This is a genomic window from Staphylococcus sp. NWU MK-U1, assembly GCF_033283505.1.
In the GTDB taxonomy this organism is placed as follows: Bacteria; Bacillota; Bacilli; order Staphylococcales; family Staphylococcaceae; genus Staphylococcus; species Staphylococcus haemolyticus.
The window spans coordinates 17,706-42,079 of the sequence record NZ_JAVSMG010000005.1; the positions used below are offsets into that span (position 1 = coordinate 17,706).

Genomic DNA, 24,374 nt, shown 5'->3' on the forward strand with positions numbered 1-24,374 from the left:
ATTTTATAATTGATAATGAATATCATTATCGATATTATGGATTATACAAATGCTTTAGATTTTTGTAAAATGAATTTGAGGTGCAATATGGATAATTTAATTTCAATAGACAATATAGATTTACATTTAACTGATGAAGAATTAGGAGCTTTATCGTTTTTAAAGCAAGAAATGCCCCATTTAGTAAACTACTTTAAAAATGAATTGCTCGTTGCACGAGATAAAATTTCTCAACGCTTAATTACATCCCTTTACAGAGAAAATTTAGCCAACGCTAAATCAAATAGTACCTTTGTCTCGTCATGTGATATTAAAAACTTTCCAATAAGTGGAGAACACCAAATTATGCGTGTGCATTTTCCCGAAAGCGATAAATATTTATTCGCAAAAGTTTCCGGAACACATGCATTTGGTCGTGTAGATGTTGAAGGTCCATTTTATTATTGTGATAGTGATGGTAGCCAATGTGTTCGTACAATTCATCCTAATGAAGTATTATCTGATATCTTAAACGAAAATCCAGAGCTAGATAATGAGGCAAGTTCTCAATTCAAAGACGATATGGAAAACAGTGTTGCAAATATGGCGTTAGCACTTGCATATCAAGCATATGAGATGCAACATTCAAATGAACCTTTATTGGAAATAATTTTTAATGAACAAGATAGTTATTTGCGTTCAGAGCAGGCAGTTATAGAGGGACATCCACTTCATCCTGGAGCTAAATTGCGCAAAGGCCTTAATGCTAATGAGAATATTAAATATAGTTCAGAATATAATAAAGAAATTCATTTAAAGAGTGTGCTTATTCACCAAAGTATCGCTAGAACACAATCTTTATCGTTTACTTATAATGCTGAATTAGAAGCACAATTTTCAGAACTATATAGCCAAATTAAAACTGAGTGTGATAACTTGAGTAATCTGAGTGAATATCATTTAATGATTGTTCATCCTTGGCAGTTAGATAATGTATTATTAAGTCAATACGAAGAGGAAATAAATAATAATTTAATGATTCCACTAAAGATAGAAATACCTTATTACGCTGGTTTATCTTTTAGAACTTTAATGCCAAAATTCCCAAGCATGGCACCACATATTAAGTTATCTACCAATGTGCATATTACTGGTGAAATTAGAACTTTATCTGAACAAACAACTTACAATGGTCCTTTAGTTACTCAAATCTTAAATGACATTTTAAAGCAAGATAAAGATTTCACTCATTATAGAGTTGGTATTTTAAATGAATTTGCTGGTATTCACTTTTATAATTTAAATGACGAGGAAGCTATTCAAACAGATCGAAGTGAACAATTAGGAACGCTCTTTAGGGACAATGTGTACAATCTAACTGAAAAAGATAGTATTCCTATGATTCCTTCAAGTTTAGTGGTTAATTATAAATATAATGAAGAACCACCAATTATTAGTTTAATTCAACGTTATAAACATCATTATGACAAATCTAATCTTGATATCGCAGCTCAAGAATGGTTGTCAGATTACATTTCTCAATTGTTAGGCATAGTGATTCCTTTATATGCTAAATATGGCATTGCACTTGAAGCACATTTACAAAATTCAATTGCAACATTTAACGCTGATGGACGATTAAATACTATTTATATTCGCGATTTTGAAGGCTTACGTATTGATGAACAACTTTTAAATGAAGCTGGATATACGACAAATGAATTTCACGAAAAATCTAGAATCTTGACCGATTCTAAAACAACAGTATTTAATAAAGTCTTTTACTCGACAGTTCAAAATCACATAGGTGAACTTATATTAACTGTTTCAAAATTCATTGAAGATGAGGAATTTGAATCTAAACTGTGGGATAGCGTAAGCAAAATTATTCATAACATTTTAAATAGCTTAACGGATATTAACACAAGCCGCATTTCAGAAATTAAACAAATTATGTTTGATAGAGACATTGATTATAAATGCGTGACAACGATGCGTTTAGAAGATGAAGCACATCACTATACTTATATTAAAGTAAGTAATCCGCTACATGGTTAAATGATATTAGAAATCAAAACTTAATTCTAAAATAAAAAACCCTTTAGGTTATATAAACCTAAAGGGTTAAATCTATTATTATTGTAATCCTGATCTTTCAGAATTGTTGTTGTTATTATTATTGTTGTTTTTTTCGTTTTTTTGTTGCCATTCTTTTTTAGTCATAACATCATCAACTTGCATGTTAACTTCTACAACTTGTAAGCCAGTGATGTATTTAACTTGCTCTTTTACTAATTCAGTAACTTTACGGAAGATTTTTGGTGCTGATTCACCGTATTCTAAGATTACTTTTAAGTCGATTGCTGCTTGTTTTTCGCCAACTTCAACAGAAACACCAGTAGTTACATTGTTACCACTAGAGAATGCGTTAGTAAAGTTATCAGCGAAACCGCCTTTCATATCTAAGATACCTTTAACTTCACGAGCTGCGATTCCAGCAATTTTTTCTACAACTTCATCTGAGAAAGTTAATTTGTTTTCAAATTGTTGTTGTTCATTTTGTTCTCTGTATTGTTCAGCTTGTTTTTGTTGTTCTTCTCTTTCTTTTTCATTAACTCCAGTTTGATTATTGTAAGCTTGTTTAGCTTTGTTATTATCTACTGACATATTACATTCTCCTTTATAATTGAATTTTTTCTTTTATTATTTAGTTCTTAAATAAATTATTTAACTCCATCTATTTAAGAAATTCATGAAATCCTGTGTACGGTCTTTAATATACCCAACACCAATTCCGATTAAACATAAAACGATAACCAAAATTGTTTTCCAAAATCCTAAAGTTAGGAATAAGATTGCTATAATTAAAAATGCAAAGAAACCAATGATACGCCATTTATATGATTTAATGAAGTCAATGATTTGTTGACTTGCATCTTGTCCATTTTGATTATTATTATCAGCCATGTTATCCCTCCCTTACAGAACGCGTTGTCCAGCAGTTTTTTGATCTCTGACATTTACTTCAAGTTTTCTCACTGGTAATTCAGTAAAATGTTCTACATTATGCTTAATGTCTGAACGAATACTTTCAGTTAGTGACTTAACTTGTACATCATTTGGTACTAAGAAGTCAGCCTTGATATCAATGTAAGATTTGCTTTTCTTATTATAAAGCTTCGCTACAACATTAGGTTGTCTTACTTGATCGTATTTAGTAAGTGTATCGTAAGCTGATTTTTCAACTGCTTTACGAGATACATAAATATGACCATCATCATAATCTTTGTATAATCCTGGTTTTCTATATGTTGGTTTAAAGATGCTGAATACTAATATTAAACCTATCAATATAAGTAGAGCAGCTAAACCAATTAATAGTGGTTGGAACCAATTGAATTGTAAGAAGAAGTCTTGATACTTAGATATACGACTATCTTTTATGTACATAAACAATAGGAATCCAACAATAGCAACTATTAATAGGCCGAGGATAAAGTTTTTTAGCCTTTTCACCTCGTATGCACCTCCTAAATTATTGTTGAATTATTATATAGAAAATAATACCCTTTAAATATTTTTCAAAACATTAATGAAAAACTATTAATTTAATTATATAAATATTTATTAAAGTTTTACTTTCTAGATAGAATATTCCCAAATTTAGCACAATAAAAACATATATTTTATTATTATTTTTTCAATTCGTTTTGCTTTGAACTTTTATACTGTAGTATGTTTGGAAACTTATTAGAAGTTCTTGGATGATCGATACTTAATGATTTAAACAATGACCAAATCATTAAAATAATAACTATTGAAAATGGTAAAGCGGCAATGATTAATAAGTTTTGAATCGCTTGTGTACCACCTGTATAAATCATAATCATTGCAAATAATGCTAGAATAATACCCCAACTGACTTTAACAAATGATGCAGGATTGATGTCACCTTTTGAACTAAGCATACCCAATACGTATGTTGCTGAATCGGCTGAAGTCACGAAGAAGATCATAATAACTATGAGAGTGATTATGCTAAGAATAAATCCTAGTGGATAATGTTCCAACGTAGCAAATGTTGCAGTTTCAGTAGCTTCTTTTGCAATGTTAGCAATGCCTTTATCTTGTAAATAAACGGCAGATGCTCCAAATACAGCAAAGAAGAAGAAACATACAAGTGTAGGTACAAATAGAACACCAAGTATAAATTCTTTAATTGTACGACCTCTAGATACCCTAGCAATAAAGATACCCACGAATGGTGCCCATGATACCCACCAAGCCCAATAGAATATTGTCCAGTTTTGGAGCCATTGGAATTTTTCTCCTCCATTCATTGGAATGCGTAAACTCATACTAAAGAAATTAAAGATATAATTACCTAAACCATTTGTAAATGTATTTAGAATATAAAGTGTTGGGCCAACAATAAATAAGCCAATTAGTACAATAAAGGCTAACAACATATTGACGTTACTAAGCGTTTTAATCCCTTTATCAATACCTGACCAAGCAGACCATGTAAACAATATAGTCGCAATAATAATTAATATTACCTGTGTACCGAAATTGCTTGGTACATTAAATAGGAAATTTAGGCCTTCATTTATTTGAAGTGCACCAAATCCGAGAGTTGCTGCGACGCCTGTAACAGTGGCGATAACAGCTAATACATCAATTGCACCACCTATAGGGCCTTTCATTGATTTTTCACCAAATATAGGAACTAAGGTTGCACTTACTAATCCAGGGTAGCCTTTATGGAAACTAAAATATGCAAAGACTAATGCTACAATTCCATATACTGCCCATGCATGTAATCCCCAATGAAAGAACGAAAATTGAAATGCATCATTGATTGCAGATTGAGTACCTGCTTTATGTATAGGGGTTAACGTAAATGCGTGGCTTATTGGTTCTGCAGTAGTCCAAAATACTAGTCCAATACCCATACCAGCACTAAATAACATGGCAAACCAAGATGGTAGTGAGAATTCAGGATCTTCCCCTTCTTCACCAAGTGTTATCGATGCATATCTTGAAAACAATAAATATACACAAACAAAGAATATGAGTAAAACCAGTAACAAATAATACCAAGAGAAATTCTTTGCTATAAATGAAGTAATGTTTTGTGTTCCTGTTTCCAATTGTTTAGGCATAAACGCGCCGTATAAAACGAATAGTGTACAAATAGCTAATGCTGTCCAAAACACAAAACTAATTGATTTCTTTCGCATCATAATACTCCTTTCAATAAAATGGTTAATTAAACATTTAAGTCAAAATAAAATGACGTTTATCTTATTGCCTTTTTTTATAGGAATAAACGCCATTTATAAAGAAATATAATAGTTTGTTAATTTAAATTAATGACCAATTTGCCAATCATTGTATTGGATTCTAATATTTGGTGTGCTTGATAGATGTTTTCAGAGGTTAATCCTTCTATAACTTTAGTTGTTGTAGGTTGATAAATATTTTGTTCAACCTTATTTGTTATGTCTTCTAAATATTCATGATGTTTTATCATATCATCAGTTTGATTTAATGGTCTAGCAAACATAAATTCATGTGAGAAACTTAAGCTTTTTGGTTTCAAAGCATTTAAATCTTGGTCATTTTCAAAAGCTACAATAGTAGCAATATGCCCTCTAGGTTTCACTAATTGAATCATGTCGTCATAGTACATATCCGTATTAAATGTACAGAATACGTAATCAACCAGTTCAATACCTTGTGTCTTAAATTGATTTAGTAAACTCTCTTTGTGATTGAGTACAATATCAGCACCCATTTTTTTAGTCCACTCAATCGTTTCATTACGCGATGCTGTAGTAATAACCCTTAAACCATAGGCCTTAGCAATTTGAGTAGCAATACTTCCTACGCCACCTGCACCATTTATAATTAACAACGTTTTACCTTCATTTTCATTACGGTTGCGTGAAATACCAAACACATCAAACAATGTTTCATATGCTGTTATACCGGTTAATGGTAAGCTTACTGCCTGCTCAGCGCTAATATTTTTAGGTGCCTTAGCTACTAATCTCTCATCAATCAATTGGTATTCTGCATTTGAACCGTTTTGATCAGGTGAACCAGAGTAATATACAACGTCACCCTGATTAAACATAGTAACTTCACTTCCAACAGATTCAACCACACCAATCGCATCAAATCCTAGTATTCGAGGTGCTTTTGATACATCCATTAATCGCTGTTTTGTATCAACGGGATTGACACTAATAGACTGAATTTTAACTAATAATTCATGTGCTTTTGGTTCTGGTATATCTAAATTATAAGTTTTAAATAAATTTCCATCTGATAATTTAAACGATTGTTCAAATCCAATTGCTTTCACTATTCATCCGCCACCTTTTTCAAAGCTAATATTACACTAAGTATAATATTTCAAACAAATATATAGCAATATAGAAGCCTTCAATTTAAAATACAACTAAATCTAATTTATCCTATAAAATCATTGAAAGGAGCATATAAAAATTGAAATTAAGTATTTTAGATTATGTTCCAATTTTTGAAGGTAGAAACGCCCATGATGCATTTAATCATAGCATTACATTAGCCCAAACTGCTGAACAATTAGGTTATACAAGATATTGGGTTGCTGAACATCATAATGTAATCTCTGTTGCGTCAAGTGCACCTGAGATCGTAATGATGATGTTATTAGAGCAAACACAAACTATTAAAATAGGAAGCGGAGGTGTCATGTTACCGCACTACAGTGCCTACAAAGTGGCAGAACAATTTAGAATAATGGAAGCTCGCCATCCTAATAGAGTAGATATGGGTTTAGGTCGTTCTCCGAGTTTCAAGCAAGTAAATGAAGCACTTAATGAGTTTAAATCAACAAAACCAAATTTAGACAATCAAATAGAGGACTTACTACACTACTTTAGCAACAAATATGAAGCCCCACATCGATTCATGTCTATTATAGCAACACCTGAAATTGATACTTCTCCACAAATGTTTATTCTAGGTCTGAGTGAGAGAAGCGCGGAATTAGCTGCTCAAAAAGGGCTACCATTCGTCATTGCATTTATGGGACAATCTCAAACCAAGATTAATAGCCTAATAGAATATTATCGACAACGATACAAACAATTGAATGATATTTCAAAATCTAATGAGCCATATGTAATTATGTCGACATTTGTAGTTACTGCAAACACGCTTAATAAAGTTGATGATTTATTAGATGCATTACATTTATGGCTTTTACGCATTAATTATCTTAACCAACCTAAATCATATCCTTCTATTAATACTGCTCAAAAACGTAAGTATAGCACTCGTGAACGTAATAAAATTGAGCAAAATAAAAGCCGTGTCATAAGTGGATTGCCTAAAGATATTCATCTAAAATTAACTTATTTATTAAATACGTATCAAGTGGATGAAATCATGATAATGCCTCATGTATATGGGGAACAAGCAAGATTGGAATTGATTCAATTAGTCGCCAATAATTCACTTTAAACTTTGATTATTTCAATGTTCAAGTTATGTTATAACTTACTATTGCCATAAAAAATTTATGATTTCATATGACACTTCTTTATTATGATGTAGCGCACTATGTTGCGCTTTCTCCCCTTTATATTCAGATTCTTTATATGTTTTAGGACTATTGCCCAACAAGTATTTTAAAGAGCGAGACGAACTATTAGAAACCCTTCCATCAGAGTGTGTTCCGTCTTTCAAATCCCCATAAATATTTAACACTTCTATGTTTTTATTTATATAGACATCTTTTAGACCTAATAATTTTTCATAATCAGCATTCATTTTACTAGGCTTACCATCTTTATCGACAGTAATTTCATTTACTTTTTCATTTAAATTTAAGACACCGTTATATGTACCAGCTATATTTACTTCTTTTTGAAGTTGAGGTAATTGTTTATCATTTCCATAATATTTCATAAAATAAGCAAAAGATAAGTTTCCCATTGAATGCGCTACAAAATTATAATTATCTATATTGTATTTTGATTTCATTTTTGTAAGTACATTTTTTATGTTTTGAGCATTTTGCATTATGTCACCATTTTTATTATCCTCAAATAATATTTTTATAATTGGATTTTTAGACTTCTTTGAAATTTTGCCACTAAACTGTACTTCTCCGCTTGATAAAACATATGCTGTAACTACATCCTTGGTGACACCTTTTTTTACAGCTTGATTGACCATATATTTTTCAGAATTATTGGTTCCACCATATCCATGCATAAATAAAGTTGCAACTTGCTTTTTATCATTACTTTGATAATGAGATGAATTGTTACTCTTTGATTGACATCCTACTAATGTAAAAATCATTAGGCTAATAATTAAACTAAATATTATCTTTTTAAAAGTTCTCATAATAATACTCCAATTTGTTTTCTTTAAGTATAAATGATGTAGTTACAAAAATGAAAATTAAGTTAAATAGAACGTTTAAGCATATGTGGTAATAAGTTGAATATATATTTTTTAATTTTTTTCATGTGATCAAGCCAAGAAAAAATAAATAGGACTGAGAAAAGCTAAATTTAGCATTTCCCAATCCTACCTTACAATTGTATCTATCATTGCTTTTTGTTACAAAGTTATATTAAATGCAATTATTTTATTTCCTTACTTTCCGCTAGTTCTTTGTACCAATATGCGCTCTTCTTAGGATAACGTTCTTGCGTTTCAAAATCGACATAAAATAGACCGTATCGTTTTTCATAACCATTTGACCAAGAAAATACATCCATCAGTGACCAATTGAAGTACCCTTTCACATTCGCACCATCACGAATAGCATCAGAAATGACTTCTAAATGTTTTTTCACATAATCTATACGTGCATCATCATCTACAGTTTTACGTTCCTCATCAAATTGGTCTTTATAACCAAGTCCGTTCTCAGTAATATAAATTTTATGGTAATTAGGATAATCTTTAACTACTCGCATGATTTGATCATATAAGCCTTTAGGATAAATCATCCAGTCCCAATCAGTACGTGGTACATCAACATCAAATTCACGTTGACCTACACCTTTAAGTTGATATTTAGAACCACCTTTATCACCAGTAGCATTATGTGTAATTTCAGATTCGCCATCATAACCTCTCATCCAATCACTCATGTAGTAATTGATACCAAGGAAGTCATTTAAATCTTTAGCCGCTTCTAGTACTTTATAATCCTCTTCTGGTATATCTAATTTACCACCATTTACAGATTAAATGTGTTGGACGCCTTCCATAGTTTCACGAGAATATTTACCAAGATAAGTTGCATCTAAAATGAATTTATTATGAATAATATCTTCTAATTCAGCCGCTCTAACATCTTCAGGATTAGTTGGATCATAAGGATATTTAGTTGGTAACGCATGAACGACACCTACTTCACCACTATAGCCATTATCTTTAAACAATTTAACTGCTTTCGCATGTGCAACCATCATGTTGTGATGTGATTGAAACACTTTAGCAAAGTCGTATTTAATTCCAGGAGGGAATTTACCTACTAAATATTGGCCATCACCGATAGGCCCAATCTCATTAAATGTAGTCCAATAATTTACTTCTTCAAATTCTTCGAAACAGAATTTTGCATACTCAACAAAGTACTCAATTGTCTTACGATTTAAGAAATCGCCATCACTATGTAGTGTCTCTGGTGTATCAAAGTGATGTAATGTTACAAATGGTTCTACATGTCTTCTATGACATTCTTTAAATAAATTATGATAGTATTCAACACCTTTAGGATTAACCTCACCATATCCTTTAGGGAATATGCGTGACCATACAATCGAAATACGAATGCCATTCACACCAAATTTTTCACTTAATTCTAAATCTATAGGATATTTATTATAAAAATCACTTGCTGGTTCAGCTGTATACCAATAGTTTTCTTCAAGATAAGTGTCCCAAGCTACACGACCTTTTCCATCTGTTTGGGTCGCACCTTCTGCTTGATAGGCTGCTGTCGCACCACCGAATATAAAATCTTCTGGTAATTTTTTCATTATACTTTCATCTCCTAATTATTTTTCAAATTGTTGTTGAACGAAGTCTAATGCTGCTTTGCCATCTCGAGTTAAATTAATGTATTCAACACCTTGTGTTTTAGCTAATTTAATACCTAGTCGATCTGTATCTTGTTTAATGTCTTCATAATTTGAAGCCACTTGTGGTGCTAATATAATTAAATGATAATCTTTCATTATATCCATGTGAGCACCATAACCACCTGCTGCTGCCTTAACTGGAACATTATAGTCTTCAGCTGCTTTATTTAATGCGTTAGCTAATAATCCACTAGTTCCTCCACCAGCACATAATACAAGTACATTTGTTTGTTCTGTTATATTACTTTGTTTCGCTTTATTTTCTTCTGAATCATTACTTTGGTTAGACTGTGCATGACTAGCTTCAGTTGCTCCAGCTGATGCTAGGATGGCATCTGCTTTTTTAGTATCAAAGTTTGCTGCCACTTTGTCTTGTAATTCATTATTAGCTTCTTTGTTTCCTAATTCTTCTTCTAAAATTTGTTCATCATAAACTTTTACAAATGGGTAGTAAATGATAACATCTACCACGATTAAGACGATTGCTAATACGAATGACCAGAATGCAAAACCAGTACCCATCACGATACCTAAAGGACCTGGCGTAGTCCATGGTAAGAAGATACTAAAACTATTCATTCCTAATACATCGACGAAGAATTTAAATATCCATACGTTTGCAATTGGTGCAAAGATAAATGGAATAAAGAATACTGGGTTTAATACCAATGGTGCACCGAATAAAATCGGTTCATTTACACCAAAGAAGGTAGGTACTACAGATGCTCTACCAATCGCTTTATTACGTTTCGATTTCGTTAACCACATGAACATAAATGGCACGACTAAAGTTGCACCAGTACCCCCCCATCGTAACTACGAACATTTGAGTACCTGGTGTAATAACGTTATTAGCATGTTCTCCAGCTTGAATTAAATGTAAGTTTGCTTCTAAGTTAGCATAAGTAATTGCTGCAATTGCTGGTTCTACAATTGATGGACCATGGATACCCACGAACCAGAAGAATGCAAAGGCACCAAAGATAATTGTTACACCGACCCATCCATCTGCTGCTGTAAATAATGGTTCGAATAATTTTAATATGCCGTTTGCTACATTCGTATGAGCAGTAGCTCTAACAATTAAATCTAATGCATATAAAATAATAATTACTGCTGATAACGGGAAGATATCCTTAAATACTTGCGAAATATTAGGTGGAACTTCTTTAGGCATTTTGATTGTAATATTACGTTTGATAAAGAAGTTATATACAATTACAGTGATAAAAGCTGAAAGGAAGGCTGTTAATAAACCTTTAGTTCCCATAAATGCACTTAAAAATCCACCATCTTTAGCAGGATCAGCTGCTAGGAATAAGAACCCACACATTGCTGCCATCATCGTAGATATAAAGTTAATTTGATTTGTTTTATCAAGCTTCCGGTTAAATGAATCAGTTAACGATTTGGCAGTAGTACCTGCTACAATAAAACCAACAATACCCATCGTATAGTTATATGGTTTCATTAGGATACCTTCCATTGTTTTACTCCATGTGAAACCAAATACGTTAGGAACATACGTAATTAAAATAAAGATACTAGAGAATAAGATAATTGGGATTGCTGCTATAAATCCATCACGAATTGCTCTTAAATAAATATTACGTGATATTTTTTCAAAGAATGGCTTTCCTTTCTCAATCCAGGCAATTAATTTGTTCATAGTACTCAACTCTCTCTTCTATATAATTCTAATAGATGTTTCATCAAATCTTTTAATAATAATGTCGTCATCAAATGATCTTGACCATGCATCATTGTGACACTATAGGCAATATCTTCTCCTTGTGCTTCTTTTGCTAATAAACTTGTTTGAGCTTTATGAGCATTTGCAATACATTCATTGGCTTCTTCAGTTAATTGTTCAGCTTTATCTAACTCCCCATTTTTAGCTGCTGTTAGTGCTTCTAACAACTTAGAACGAGCGTCGCCAGCATATGCTACAATTTCAAACCCAAGTAATTGCACTTCTTCTCTATTCATCATTAACGCCTCCTTTAAATTATTTTGATTTCCATGATGTTGCAGTTGTTTCTAGTACTTTATTTAAATCATCAATATTTTTGAAACCAGTTGTACGTAACCATTCACGTGCAGCCTCTTCACCTTGTTCGATATATACTTTCACTGCACCTGACCACGTTGCACGACTACAAAGTACGCCGTTAAATTTAGCACCAGCTTCGTGTGCAAATTTTAATGTTTCTTGGAATAATTCTGCAGATACACCAGCACTTAAATAGATATAAGGTAATTGTGTTGAAGCCTCTTGATCACGGAAATATTGAGCCGCTTCTTCTTTTGTATAAACGACTTCACCTTCAGCAAATCCTTCTACATAATTCATATTTACAGGTACTTCAACTTTTAGAACATCCACATTAAATCGTTCTTCAGAGAATAATTTCATTGCCTCATTTACTTTACGTGGTTTTACTTTTGCAAACGCAGCACTCTTATTATCTGGAATATTATCATCGTATGTTAGTACTTCTAAGAAGAATGGTATATCTTCTGCTACACACTCTGATCCAATTCTTTCAATATATGCTTTCTTTTGAATATTAATTTCTTCAGCATCATCAACATCGTAGTAAAGTAAAAATTTAACAGCATTAGCTCCTTGCTCTTTTAAGCGCTTTGCTGACCATTCAACTAAACAGTCAGGTAAGCGACCTTTAGCGTTTACGTCATAACCTGTTTTTTCGTAGGCTAATAATAAACCACAGTCTTTATTACGAGCATCAGATGCTGGAAGTCCATATTCAGGGTCTAATAAAATTGATGACGCATATTTAGTTAATTCTTCTGAAACTAGAACTTTTAATTGTTCAATTTGTTCAACAGTTGGTTCTTCTGTTTGATGTTCTGCCATCATTCTTTTCAAAGCACCACGTTGGTCAAATGCTAAAGCTGAGATAACCCCCTCTTTAGTACTTAATTGTTCTATTGATGCTAATTTTTGTTGTGATTTTGTCATTAGTTACACCTCTATAACTTCAATTTGTTGGAATATTTCGTCAAATTTATTTACATTAATATGTCCTGTTTGGCTTTCCATTGCATTCAACATTCCAAATGCATTGGCTTTTTTTAATAACACATCATCCTCATCATCATGAATTAATCCTGAGGCTATGCCTGCTACAGTAGAATCACCTGATCCTACAGGATTTACTACTTTTATGTGAGGAATATTTACTTTATAAAACTTATTATGATGTTTAGCGAACGCGCCTTGGCTGCCTAGTGAAACGATAATCCACTATATACCATCAAATATGGGTTGATTCACTGCATCTTTAAGACACTCTACTTCAGTGGTTACTTTAGTTTGTAATAATTGTGCTAACTCATCGATATTTGGTTTGATTACCGTTGGTTTATAGTCACTAAGTAGGACATCTAGTAAAGATTGACCCGAACTATCGAGCACAGTCGATATTTGATGTTGATCAGCTAATTGAATTAAATCAGCATAGTAATCCGACTTTAAGCCCTTTGGTAAACTACCAGAAATAGCAATAACTTCAACTCTTCTTAATAAATGTGAAAGATGTGTTTTAAATTCCGTAGCTTCTTCTTTGGTAATTGAAGGACCTTGCTCAAGAATCTCTGTCTGTTGACCCTCATGTAGAATGGCAATACAATTTCGAGTTTCTTCTTTAATCTTAAAAAAATTATGGTTAATTTGAGCGTTGTTCAATTGTTGCTCAATGAACTCTCCCAACTTACCTCCTAAGAAACCACTCGCTTCAACATCTTCTCCATATTCTGATAAAACTCGAGTTACATTTAATCCTTTGCCTCCTGCAGTTTTAATCGGTTTATTAACGCGATTCACTGTATCAAGATTAAATTGATCTAAAGAATATGAAATATCAATCGAAGGATTTAGTGTTAATGTTAGAATCATAGATTGTCACCCTTAATCGTGATATTCACCTTTGTCCCATTTTTCTAAAAATTCATCGAAGAAATGAGGATCAGCTTGTTTTTCGTTATGTGCTTCTAAATGTTCAATTTTAGCTATTAATTTTTTATTTTCTTCTGTCGGCTTATATTCAGCTTTTATGAAAGCATCTACAATATCGAAGATGAAAAGTTCACCTACAATTTTTCCACCAAAACTTACGACATTTGCGTTTAATTCTTCTTTAGAATATAGTGCTGTAGTCATATCACGAACTAAAGCAGTACGTACGCCAGGCACCTTATTAGCAGAGTTACTTATTCCAACTCCTGTTCCACAAATACATACGCCTAAATCCGCTTCTCCACTTGTTACAGCTTCACCAACTTTCTTACCGAAAATTGGATAGTGTGTTCTTGTGAAATCGTAAGTTCCTACATCAATTACTTCGTGTCCTTGTTCTTTTAAATGTTTTGAAACTGCCATTTTTGTGTCTGTTACAATATGATCGCAACCAATAGCTATTTTCATATTAAAGTCCTCCTATTTAGCACATTTTATTTAACATATCTACACGGATTTGATGACGACCACCGTCATAGTGTCTATTTACAAATTCTTTAGCGACATGCTTAGCAAGTGTATCTCCAACTATTTCTGAACCCATCGTAATCATACGTGCATTATTGTGACCACGTGTCATGTAAGCAGATCTTTCGTCTGAAACTACTGCTGCAATCATCCCTTTAACTTTCGTAGCTACCATGAAACTTCCTGCGCCAAATGCATCAATTGCTATGCCTAAATTTTCATCATTCTTTTGTACTTCTTGAGCAACGGCTAATGTTGAATCAACAAAGTCTACATCCTTGCCTTCTGTCACATCTACTACTTCATGATTATTTTCTTTTAAAAATGCTTTTACTACTTCTTTGAGTCGTTTACCGTCTACATCTGAACCAATAATAACTGTCATAATCATTCTCCTTTAATAAATTGATTCACATATATGTGTCTATTTTTATATTGTGAAAAAGCGCTTTCAACTCTTTATGTTTAAATTATAAACATAAATAAACAATTAATCAACATTAAATGTTTGAATATTGTTTGATAATTAGTTGTTTTAAACAAATAAGTTTTATTTATGTTTGTTTAATCTTTTAGAAAGACAAAAAAGCCTAATATTGTTCAATTTCAAACAATATCAGGCTTATAGTGTGATTTAATCAATCACTTCAGTATGTAATTTTAATTTCTCTATGTTATCAATATCACCCTTATCAATGATGACGGCAGTTAAATCATCTAACTTGCATAATTGAGTGAAGTCTTCTTTTCCTAATTTTGATGAGTCTACTAGTAAGTACTTTTCAACTGAACGCTCCAAAGCCAATTGTTGAGTATATGCTTCATCTATAGTCGAAGTGAGTACATCGATATCTTTTATGCCATTACAACTAAAAAACATTTTACTAAATCGCATTGTTTTCAGTAGTGTATTAGCCATTTCTCCTACAAAGGATTCAGTTAAATCTCTCATTTCGCCACCTAGTAAATAGACTTTGAAATTAATCGATCTTTTTTCGAATAATATTTTAAATACAGGAAAACAATTGGTAATAACTGTTAATGATTTCAACTCCATTATTTCTGCTAAGCACTCAATAGTAGTACCTGGTCCCAGAAAAATCGTATCATTTTCTTCAATTATTTGAATTGCTTTACGTGCAACACTACGTTTTTCTTCTATATTGTGTGTGTGTTTCTCTTGATGTGATTTCTCTTTAAATTGAAAGATGGAATTACTTCTTGCGCCACCATGAATTTTAGTGAGCAAACCTTTTTCTTCGAGTTCTGCTAAATCACGTCGTACCGTCATATCTGATACATTTAATTCTTCTACAATTTCATTTGTTCTAACGGTACCCTTTTGATTTACGAGTTTAGTAATTTCATCTAAACGATCGTATTTATTCATTCAATTCTTCACTTCCCACATCACATTTTCAAGTATTATTATAATAAATGAATACTTGAATTTATAAAGTTTATTTGCGCATATTAATTTTATACTATTAATCTAGTTAACTCTAATACTTTTCGTCAATAATCTAACTTTCTGCATTTATAAATTAAGACATTATTTCTAGAAAGTGTATTTAATTGTATGTTGTAATAGATATATAAGTAATATTAAAATTATTTTACCAAAAGTAAGCATTAAATTCTGTATATGGAGTGTTTTCAATGAGCAACAAGATAGAAAAATTAAAAGAAATTGTAGATAGATCAAATAGCATTGTATTCTTTACAGGTGCAGGTGTTTCTGTCGCAAGTGGTATTCCTGATTTCCGATCAATGGGTGGACTATTTGATGAAATATCTAAAGATGGCTATTCTCCTGAATATTTATTGAGTGTTGACCATCTTAATGATAATAAAGAAAGCTTTATTGATTTTTATCATAAACGTTTACTTGTAGCGGATAAAAAACCAAATATTGTTCATGAATGGATCGCTGAGTTAGAGAGAGAAGGTAAATCTTTAGGTGTCATCACACAAAATATCGATGGCTTACATGAAGATGCTGGAAGTCAGAATATCGATGAAATTCATGGTACACTCAATCGGTTCTATTGCATTAAATGTGGTAAAGAATATACAAAATCATATGTCATGGAACATGAATTAAGATATTGTGAATCATGTGGTGAAGTTATTCGACCTGACATTGTCTTATATGGCGAGATGTTAGATCAACCAACAGTTTTCCGTGCGCTTGATAAAATCCAAAAGGCAGACACTGTTATTGTGTTAGGTTCATCACTTGTAGTGCAACCTGCTGCTGGCTTCATTTCAAACTTCACAGGAGATAATTTAGTCATTATTAATCGAGATAAAACACCGTATGATAGAAAAGCAGATTTAGTCATTCATAACGATATGACAGAAGTTGTTGAGGAAGTATTTAAAAAATAAATATAAACTTCAAAAGCTAGAGGTTTTATGGATCTCTAGCTTTTATTGCATACAAAAAAAGCACTTCTCAAAGTTGAGAAGTGCTTTGAACGTTCCAATGGAACACAAATTGCTGATGCAATTTGCGTACTGGACTTGTAAGCAAACAAGTTTGCAACAATTCCAGCATTAACGTTTTGAGAATTGTGGAGAACGACGTGCTTTTTTAAGACCTGGTTTTTTACGTTCTTTCATACGTGGGTCACGAGTTAATAGACCTGCGCGTTTTAAAGAACCTCTGTATTCAGGATCTGCTTCTAATAATGCACGTGCGATTCCGTGACGGATAGCTTGTGCTTGTCCAGTGAAACCACCACCGTGTACGTTAACTAATACATCATAGTTACCTTTAGTTTCTGTAACATCAAATGGTTGGTTTAAGTCTAAGATTAATGATTCGAATGGTAAGTACTCACGTACGTCACGTTCGTTAACTGTGATATTACCTTCACCTGGTACTAAACGTACACGTGCTACTGAGTTTTTACGACGGCCTGTGCCTCTATATTCAACTTGTGCCAATGTAATTTCCTCCTTCTAATTAACCACGTAACTCGTAGTTTTCTGGTTGTTGTGCAGCGTGTGGATGTTCAGCGCCACCATATACAAATAATTTTTTACCTTGTTTTTCACCTAAACGTGAACTTGGTAACATACCTTTGATTGAAGTTTCAAGTAAACGTTCTGGATTATTACGTTTTAACTCACCAGCTGTAACTGATTTGATACCGCCTGGGTGGTTTGAGTGACGATAATAAATTTTATCTGATTCTTTTTTACCAGTTAATTCGATTTTAGCAGCGTTAATGATGATTACATAATCACCAGTGTCAACGTGTGGTGTATAAGTTACTTTATTTTTACCGCGTAAGATAGATGCTACTTCAGATGATAAACGACCTAATGTTTGGCCTTCAGCATCAATAACATACCATTTGCGCTCAATGTTTGATTCATTTGCCATAAATGTTTGACGCATAATAATTGTCCTCCTAAAAATAAATGCTTCGTTTTAGATTACAGGTACGTATCGCAGTCGAACCTACGAACGAGGCCTGCAATCTATTCATTCTGTTACGATTTTCAAAGCGTAAATGTTCATTTATTTTATTCCTGTATAATTTGCTTATATATCTTGTAACACAATAAGTTTCCGGGGCTTATCATGGGGTGGATATAAAACAATACCGTTAACTATGTTATATTTTATAGCTCCGTTTGTCAATGCAATTTAGTCATTTTGTAATGATTTTTTACGATGAATTTTAATATTGTCTCCAAAGTCTGTTGTTAAGTCTTTTTCTGTTAAATATATCTTCTCTAAATAGAGACCTTCTGCAGGTGCTGTAAATGGTACACTATCTCTATTTTTTTCATTTAATAGCGTTGGCACTTCACTTGGATGACGTTTACCTTTTCCTACTTCAATTAGAAACGCTACTAACACGCGAACCATATTATATAAAAAGCCTGACCCTGTCACAACATAGTCAAACCCTTCATCTGTTTGAATGATTTCACTTTGATATAACGTACGTATTTTGCTTTCGACTTCAGTCTTTTGAGAGCAGAATCCTGTAAAATCATGTGTTCCAATGAAATGTTTTGCAGCTTCGTTCATTTTTGAATAATTTAAATCTTCTTTAATAAATGTCTTTAAGCCACTTTCAAAAGGATTACGATGCGTTGCTTGATATACTTTATAGCGATATCGCTTGCCTAGACAGTCATAACGACAATGAAAATGATCATCGACTTGTTGAACTTCTTTGACGTATATATCATCAGGTAAAGCACTATTCATCGCATACTTCCATTGCTGTGGTTCAATATTTAAGTCTGTATCAAAATGAAAAAATTGTTCATACGCATGTACACCTCTGTCCGTACGACTTGAAGGATGAATGCGAACATGTCGCCGATGCATACGCTTTAATATCTTTTCAAATTGTTGTTGCACAGTTCTTCCTTGCTGTTGAATTTGAAACCCTAGAAATTGACTTCCTTGATAAGAAATATTAACAAGTATACGCACTGTATTACACTCCAATATATTTTAATACTAATAATACTATGGCTATTGGGATGATACTTATTAAGCACATCGTGTCCCCAATATGCCATTGTAGCTTTCTGTAACTTGTTCGTTTTACATTAGCATCATAACCACGTACTTCCATAGCGATTGCTAATTCCTCTGCTCTTTGAAAAGCTGAGATAAATAATGGAATCATTAAAGGAATAAATGCTTTTATACGTGTCATTAAGCTACCTGAACTTAGTTCAGAACCTCGTGATTTTTGAGCTAGTATGATTTTATCTAATTCATCCATTAAAGTTGGAATGAATCTTAAAGCGATTGACATAATCATGCTTAATTGATGCACAGGCAATTTAAACCATTTTAATGGCGTTAGCAATTTTTCAAAAGCATCTGTTAAATCGATTGGGCTCGTTGATAGCGTCAATATTGTTGCAACCATAACAATTGTGATGAGACGTAATGAAATAAAGATACCTTCTAAAATACCAGCACTATCAATTTTAATAATTCCAAAATCAACTAATCTTGTTCCACCATGTGTGAAGAAGATATGCATGAAGAATGTGAATATAGTAAAAATAAATATTGGTGTTAATCCTTTAATTAAAAACCATAATTTAATCTTCGCTAAAAACATAAACATTAGAATTAATAAGATAATCCACCCAAACGTTGCAAAAGAATGAGCAAAAAATATTAAAATAATAAACATAAATACAAATAAAACTTTAGCTCGTGGATCTAGCTGATGAATTACAGAGTTATTAGGTAAATATCTACCTATAATTAATTTATTCTTCATGATGTTGCCACTCCTGGTACATACTTACAAATTCCTTCTCAGTAAGTGCGATTGTCTTAAATTTGATACCATGTTTAATTTCAATATCACGTTGTAACTGAACAATATCTGGTAAGGCTATATGCCACTCTTCAAGTTTACTACCTTGTCTAAACAACTCTTTTGGTGTGACTTGCTCGATAATATTTCCATCATTCATCACGATAATTTCTTCAGCATATTTCGCAACTTCATTCATATCATGAGATACAAGTATGATTGTTTTATTTTGTTTTAGTTGTATTTCTTTAAATAGCTCCATTACTTGTTGACGGCTCTTTGGGTCTAATCCAGCAGTAGGTTCATCTAAAACAATGACATCCGGGTTCATAGCTAAGATTGAAACAATTGCAATTTTACGCATTTGGCCGCCAGACATTTGGAATGGTGATAAAGACATAACATTTCTTGGAAAACCTAACTCTAACAATAAATCAAAAGCTCTTTCTTTCACTTCTTTAACATTCATTCCAAAATTCTTAGGTCCAAACTCAATTTCTCTTTCAATATTATCTTCAAATAATTGTGATTCAGGAAATTGAAAAACTAGCCCAACTTTTTGTCTGATCGGTCTAATAAATTTATCTTTAGTTTTAGAATGAATCGTAAGTTCATCATGCTCAATATTGCCATAAGTAGGTTTTAATAACCCATTGAAATGCTGAATTAAAGTTGATTTTCCACTTCCAGTTTGTCCAACAATTGCATAGTATTTACCCTGCTCAATAGTTAAATTAATGTGGTCTAACGCTTTATACTCATATGGTGTACCCTGTTGATAGGTGTAGGTAACATCATTAAACTTAATTTTCATAGCTTTTCGACCAACCCTTCGTAAGTAATAAAGTGGTCATCAAATCCTAAAAGTTGATTGATTTTCATTGAGAAAGGTAAATCTAGTCCAATTTCTTGTAACATTTTTATATCTTTAAATATTGTTTGTGGATTTCCTTCTTTATAAACTGTTCCTTGATTCATCACTATGACATGATCACCTTCGAGCGCCTCAGTTAACTCATGCGTAATCGAAATAATTGTTACATCTTTAGTTGCTTTAACTTCTTGTATTAAACTCATCAATGATTTCTTTGCTTGAGGGTCTAACATAGATGTCGCTTCATCTAAAATAATGACTGAAGGACTTAATGCTAATACACCTGCAATAGCTACTCGTTGCTTCTGTCCTCCTGATAATGAATGTGGTTCACTATCTGCATAATCCGTCATTCCAACGTCACTAATAGATTGTGCTACTATTTCTTTCATTTTTTCAGTTGGAACAGCGTGGTTCTCTAAACCAAACGCAACATCGTATTTAACAATCGAACCTACAAATTGATTTTCTGGATTTTGGAAGACAATTCCAACGTGTTCTCGTATATCTTTGAAATCATTATTAGAGATAGGTGATTGATTGAAAAAAATCGTACCATTGGTTGCAATTTCAATACCAACTATTAATTTAGCTATTGTTGATTTTCCTGACCCATTATGTCCAACAATTGAAGTCCATTGATTTTTAGGAATCTTAAAGGATACATTATTTAATGTGAAGGCTGCATCGCCTTGATATTGAAAGTCAACTTGCTTAAGTTCAATAATATTAGTGTTATTCGCCTCCACTAGAATCCCTCCTAAAACTTTGTACTAGTATAGTTTACATGAATATGATTTGCATGTATATTATTGTTTTATTTCATTTTTTCAAAATAAAAAGGGACCGGACAGAATTCATTTCGAATCCATTGTCCCGCCCCTATTAAGGATGACTAAAACTGAAAAACTAAATAAAAGCTTTCATTTTGGTCAACTAATGCGATTTTTTCAATATAAACTATGACCATTTGAGTTCTTAGTATTATATATAATAATTTATTGGTTGAATAGAAGCTAATTGCTTCTTTGAAAATAAAAAAGCGCGCACCCCATCATATTTTAGTTGAGTTCACGCTTTGAAATATATTTAATTGATGGGGCACTCTGAGCTAGACAATATTTGTATGTGGCAAACATTATCGTTGCACTCATTTGCTTTACATATAAGTAGTTAGTGTATTTATATCTTGAATTAATCTACTAATTCGATGATAACTGATTCAGCACCGTCTCCGCGACGAGGACCTACTTTAAGAATACGAGTGTAACCACCTTGACGTTCTGTATAACGTTCAGCAATTTCACCGAATAATTTTTGAAGTGCAGTTTGTGTAGTTTCATCTTCATTTAAGATTTCAACATTACGTAATGTTTTTGCAGCATTACGACGAGAAGCTAAATCTCCTTTTTTACCTAAAGTGATTAATTTCTCAACAACACTACGAACTTCTTTTGCACGAGCTTCTGTAGTTTCAATGCGCTCACTAACGATAAGTGAAGTAGCTAAGTCACGTAACATAGCTTTACGTTGATCAGAAGTACGACCTAATTTTCTGTAACCCATGAGTTGACCTCCTTTAACTTATTAATCTTCTTTTCTTAATCCTAATCCTAAATCTTCTAATTTATATTTAACTTCTTCTAGAGATTTACGACCTAAATTACGAACTTTCATCATATCAGCTTCAGATTTATCAGCTAACTCTTGAACTGAATTGATTCCTGCACGTTTTAAACAGTTGTATGAACGTACTGATAAGTCTAATTCTTCAATAGACATTTCAAGTACTTTTTCTTTTTGATCTTCTTCTTTTTCAATCATGATTTCAGCATTTTGAGCTTCATCTGTAAGACCTACAAAAATATTTAAATGTTCAGTCAAAATCTTAGCAGCTAATGATACTGACTCTTGTGGAGTGATTGAACCATTAGTCCAAACATCTAAAGTTAATTTATCAAAATCACTACTTTGACCGACACGTGTGTTTTCAACTGTATAGTTAACACGTTCAACTGGTGAGTATAGTGAATCAACAGGAATTACACCGATTGGTAAATCACTAGTATTATTTTGTTCTGCTAATGCGTAACCTCTACCCTTGTTAGCAACTAGACGAATTTTTAAATGTCCACCTTTAGACACTGTTGCGATTTTAAGTTCTGGATTTAGAACTTCTACATCACTATCGTGAGTAATGTCACTTGCAGTAACTTCGCCTTCATCTCGAACATCGATTTCTAATGTTTTATCTTCTTCAGAATAGATTTTGAGTGCTAATTTTTTGATGTTCATAATAATAGTAGAAACATCTTCAACAACATTATCTATAGCTGAGAATTCGTGTAAAACACCTTCGATTTCAATGTACTTAACGGCTGCACCTGGTAATGAAGATAGTAGGATACGACGTAAGGAGTTTCCTAGTGTAGTACCGTAGCCACGTTCTAGTGGTTCAACAACGAACTTACCGAATTTAGCATCTTCACTAATTTCAATTGTCTCAATTCTAGGTTTTTCAATTTCTATCATTTACAAAAATCCTCCTTAATTACGTCGACTTAATTTTAAACTGTTTCGCTCAGTGACCTGTAACAATAACAATCTATTATAAATTAGACGCGACGACGTTTTGGTGGACGACAACCATTATGAGGTACTGGAGTAACGTCTCTGATTGCAGTTACTTCTAAACCAGCTGATTGTAATGCACGGATAGCTGATTCACGACCTGGTCCAGGTCCTTTTACTGTTACTTCAACAGTTTTTAAACCATGTTCCATTGCAGATTTTGAAGCAGTTTCAGAAGCCATTTGAGCTGCGAATGGTGTTGATTTTTTAGATCCTTTGAAACCTAATGCACCAGCTGATGACCAAGATAAAGCATTACCAAATTCATCAGTGATAGTTACGATTGTATTGTTGAATGTTGAACGGATGTGAGCCACACCATTTTCAATATTCTTTTTAACTCTACGTTTACGAGATACTTGTTTACGTGCCATTTATATTTGCCTCCTTTACCTATTATTTTTTCTTGTTAGCTACAGTTTTAACTGGGCCTTTACGAGTACGTGCGTTGTTTTTAGTTTTTTGACCGCGAACTGGTAAACCACGACGGTGACGGATACCACGGTATGAAGAAATTTCCATTAAACGTTTAATGTTTAAGTTTTGTTCACGACGTAAGTCACCTTCAACTTTATAACTGTCAACAACTTCACGAATACGACCTAATTCGTCATCTGTTAAATCTTTTACACGTGTGTCTGCTGATACGTTAGCTTCTTCAACGATTTTTTTAGCTGTTGAAGTACCAATACCATATACATATGTTAATGAGATAACAATGCGTTTTTCACGTGGGATATCTACTCCTGCAATACGTGCCATATATATTTACACCTCTCTTTTATTAACCTTGTCTTTGTTTGTGCTTAGGATTGTCACAAATTACCATTACTTTACCTTTACGTTTAATGACTTTACATTTTTCGCAAATTGGTTTAACTGATGGTCTTACTTTCATTTTT

Annotated in this window: 25 protein-coding genes and 3 pseudogenes; 3 read left to right on the top strand and 25 right to left on the bottom strand. The window is 32.6% G+C overall.

Annotated elements, in window-relative coordinates; translation table 11 throughout:
• Window positions 1-87 precede the first annotated feature (87 nt).
• The gene (locus SBL16_RS08115; protein ID WP_317953624.1) at window positions 88-2,037 is read left to right on the top strand and encodes an IucA/IucC family protein; all 1,950 of its coding nucleotides are present in this window, start codon (window positions 88-90) and stop codon (window positions 2,035-2,037) included.
• A gap of 78 nt (window positions 2,038-2,115) precedes the next feature.
• On the opposite strand, the gene SBL16_RS08120 is transcribed toward SBL16_RS08115, so the two are convergent.
• From SBL16_RS08120 to SBL16_RS08140, 5 genes are all read right to left on the bottom strand, one after another.
• Entirely contained in the window at window positions 2,116-2,646 is a 531-nt protein-coding gene (locus tag SBL16_RS08120; protein ID WP_053022048.1) for an Asp23/Gls24 family envelope stress response protein, read from the bottom strand.
• A 60-nt stretch (window positions 2,647-2,706) separates the two neighbouring features.
• On the bottom strand, window positions 2,707-2,946 hold the full coding sequence (locus SBL16_RS08125) for a DUF2273 domain-containing protein (RefSeq protein ID WP_011275167.1): 240 nt from the start codon (window positions 2,944-2,946) through the stop codon (window positions 2,707-2,709).
• Window positions 2,947-2,958: 12 nt separating this feature from the next.
• Window positions 2,959-3,495 carry an alkaline shock response membrane anchor protein AmaP gene (gene amaP, locus SBL16_RS08130; RefSeq protein WP_037536063.1) on the bottom strand — a complete coding sequence of 179 codons (537 nt, stop codon included), beginning with the start codon at window positions 3,493-3,495 and terminating at the stop codon, window positions 2,959-2,961.
• Between the two features lie 176 nt (window positions 3,496-3,671).
• Window positions 3,672-5,222, bottom strand: coding sequence for a BCCT family transporter (locus SBL16_RS08135; RefSeq protein WP_107612321.1), 1,551 nt, complete (start codon window positions 5,220-5,222; stop codon window positions 3,672-3,674).
• Window positions 5,223-5,341: 119 nt separating this feature from the next.
• Window positions 5,342-6,352: a zinc-binding alcohol dehydrogenase family protein gene (locus SBL16_RS08140; protein ID WP_107612320.1), complete on the bottom strand. Its 1,011-nt coding sequence runs from the start codon at window positions 6,350-6,352 to the stop codon at window positions 5,342-5,344.
• 143 nt (window positions 6,353-6,495) lie between these two features.
• Here SBL16_RS08140 and SBL16_RS08145 point away from each other — a divergent pair, with 143 nt between their 5' ends.
• The gene (locus SBL16_RS08145) at window positions 6,496-7,497 is read left to right on the top strand and encodes an LLM class flavin-dependent oxidoreductase (protein ID WP_107612319.1); all 1,002 of its coding nucleotides are present in this window, start codon (window positions 6,496-6,498) and stop codon (window positions 7,495-7,497) included.
• A 39-nt stretch (window positions 7,498-7,536) separates the two neighbouring features.
• Here SBL16_RS08145 and SBL16_RS08150 read toward each other — a convergent pair whose 3' ends face one another.
• From SBL16_RS08150 to SBL16_RS08190, 9 genes and pseudogenes are all read right to left on the bottom strand, one after another.
• The gene (locus tag SBL16_RS08150; RefSeq protein WP_107642762.1) at window positions 7,537-8,388 is read right to left on the bottom strand and encodes an alpha/beta hydrolase; all 852 of its coding nucleotides are present in this window, start codon (window positions 8,386-8,388) and stop codon (window positions 7,537-7,539) included.
• Between the two features lie 242 nt (window positions 8,389-8,630).
• Window positions 8,631-10,043, bottom strand: a pseudogene (gene lacG / locus SBL16_RS08155) (6-phospho-beta-galactosidase).
• Window positions 10,044-10,058: 15 nt separating this feature from the next.
• Window positions 10,059-11,811 (bottom strand): annotated as a pseudogene (locus SBL16_RS08160) (lactose-specific PTS transporter subunit EIIC).
• Between the two features lie 5 nt (window positions 11,812-11,816).
• Entirely contained in the window at window positions 11,817-12,131 is a 315-nt protein-coding gene (locus tag SBL16_RS08165) for a PTS lactose/cellobiose transporter subunit IIA (RefSeq protein WP_037536047.1), read from the bottom strand.
• 19 nt (window positions 12,132-12,150) lie between these two features.
• The gene (lacD, locus tag SBL16_RS08170; protein ID WP_107611810.1) at window positions 12,151-13,128 is read right to left on the bottom strand and encodes a tagatose-bisphosphate aldolase; all 978 of its coding nucleotides are present in this window, start codon (window positions 13,126-13,128) and stop codon (window positions 12,151-12,153) included.
• Window positions 13,129-13,131: 3 nt separating this feature from the next.
• Window positions 13,132-14,064, bottom strand: a pseudogene (locus tag SBL16_RS08175) (tagatose-6-phosphate kinase).
• Window positions 14,065-14,076: 12 nt separating this feature from the next.
• On the bottom strand, window positions 14,077-14,592 hold the full coding sequence (gene lacB / locus SBL16_RS08180) for a galactose-6-phosphate isomerase subunit LacB (protein ID WP_037536041.1): 516 nt from the start codon (window positions 14,590-14,592) through the stop codon (window positions 14,077-14,079).
• A 16-nt stretch (window positions 14,593-14,608) separates the two neighbouring features.
• Entirely contained in the window at window positions 14,609-15,037 is a 429-nt protein-coding gene (gene lacA / locus SBL16_RS08185; RefSeq protein WP_107611811.1) for a galactose-6-phosphate isomerase subunit LacA, read from the bottom strand.
• 249 nt (window positions 15,038-15,286) lie between these two features.
• Window positions 15,287-16,042, bottom strand: coding sequence for a DeoR/GlpR family DNA-binding transcription regulator (locus SBL16_RS08190; RefSeq protein WP_037536036.1), 756 nt, complete (start codon window positions 16,040-16,042; stop codon window positions 15,287-15,289).
• A gap of 269 nt (window positions 16,043-16,311) precedes the next feature.
• Between SBL16_RS08190 and SBL16_RS08195 the strand changes: the two genes are divergently transcribed.
• The gene (locus SBL16_RS08195; RefSeq protein WP_107611812.1) at window positions 16,312-17,043 is read left to right on the top strand and encodes an NAD-dependent protein deacylase; all 732 of its coding nucleotides are present in this window, start codon (window positions 16,312-16,314) and stop codon (window positions 17,041-17,043) included.
• Between the two features lie 168 nt (window positions 17,044-17,211).
• On the opposite strand, the gene rpsI is transcribed toward SBL16_RS08195, so the two are convergent.
• From rpsI to rpmJ, 11 genes are all read right to left on the bottom strand, one after another.
• Window positions 17,212-17,604 carry a 30S ribosomal protein S9 gene (gene rpsI, locus SBL16_RS08200; protein ID WP_011275150.1) on the bottom strand — a complete coding sequence of 131 codons (393 nt, stop codon included), beginning with the start codon at window positions 17,602-17,604 and terminating at the stop codon, window positions 17,212-17,214.
• Window positions 17,605-17,623: 19 nt separating this feature from the next.
• Window positions 17,624-18,061: a 50S ribosomal protein L13 gene (rplM, locus tag SBL16_RS08205; RefSeq protein WP_011275149.1), complete on the bottom strand. Its 438-nt coding sequence runs from the start codon at window positions 18,059-18,061 to the stop codon at window positions 17,624-17,626.
• Between the two features lie 252 nt (window positions 18,062-18,313).
• On the bottom strand, window positions 18,314-19,117 hold the full coding sequence (truA, locus tag SBL16_RS08210) for a tRNA pseudouridine(38-40) synthase TruA (RefSeq protein ID WP_107611813.1): 804 nt from the start codon (window positions 19,115-19,117) through the stop codon (window positions 18,314-18,316).
• A 4-nt stretch (window positions 19,118-19,121) separates the two neighbouring features.
• A complete protein-coding gene (locus SBL16_RS08215; RefSeq protein ID WP_317953640.1) occupies window positions 19,122-19,928 on the bottom strand; it encodes an energy-coupling factor transporter transmembrane component T in 807 nt (268 codons plus the stop codon).
• Window positions 19,918-20,781: an energy-coupling factor transporter ATPase gene (locus SBL16_RS08220; RefSeq protein WP_107611814.1), complete on the bottom strand. Its 864-nt coding sequence runs from the start codon at window positions 20,779-20,781 to the stop codon at window positions 19,918-19,920. The genes SBL16_RS08215 and SBL16_RS08220 overlap by 11 nt, the downstream gene beginning before the upstream one ends.
• Window positions 20,778-21,590 carry an energy-coupling factor transporter ATPase gene (locus SBL16_RS08225; RefSeq protein ID WP_107611815.1) on the bottom strand — a complete coding sequence of 271 codons (813 nt, stop codon included), beginning with the start codon at window positions 21,588-21,590 and terminating at the stop codon, window positions 20,778-20,780. Before SBL16_RS08225 ends, SBL16_RS08220 begins: the two co-directional genes overlap by 4 nt.
• Before the next feature lie 445 nt (window positions 21,591-22,035).
• Window positions 22,036-22,407 (bottom strand): 50S ribosomal protein L17, encoded by a 372-nt coding sequence (rplQ, locus tag SBL16_RS08230; protein ID WP_011275144.1) that lies wholly within the window; start codon window positions 22,405-22,407, stop codon window positions 22,036-22,038.
• A 21-nt stretch (window positions 22,408-22,428) separates the two neighbouring features.
• A complete protein-coding gene (locus SBL16_RS08235) occupies window positions 22,429-23,373 on the bottom strand; it encodes a DNA-directed RNA polymerase subunit alpha (protein WP_011275143.1) in 945 nt (314 codons plus the stop codon).
• 83 nt (window positions 23,374-23,456) lie between these two features.
• Window positions 23,457-23,846, bottom strand: coding sequence for a 30S ribosomal protein S11 (gene rpsK, locus SBL16_RS08240; protein WP_000101625.1), 390 nt, complete (start codon window positions 23,844-23,846; stop codon window positions 23,457-23,459).
• 22 nt (window positions 23,847-23,868) lie between these two features.
• On the bottom strand, window positions 23,869-24,234 hold the full coding sequence (rpsM, locus tag SBL16_RS08245; RefSeq protein WP_011275142.1) for a 30S ribosomal protein S13: 366 nt from the start codon (window positions 24,232-24,234) through the stop codon (window positions 23,869-23,871).
• A 22-nt stretch (window positions 24,235-24,256) separates the two neighbouring features.
• The gene (rpmJ, locus tag SBL16_RS08250) at window positions 24,257-24,370 is read right to left on the bottom strand and encodes a 50S ribosomal protein L36 (protein ID WP_001829709.1); all 114 of its coding nucleotides are present in this window, start codon (window positions 24,368-24,370) and stop codon (window positions 24,257-24,259) included.
• Window positions 24,371-24,374 lie beyond the last annotated feature (4 nt).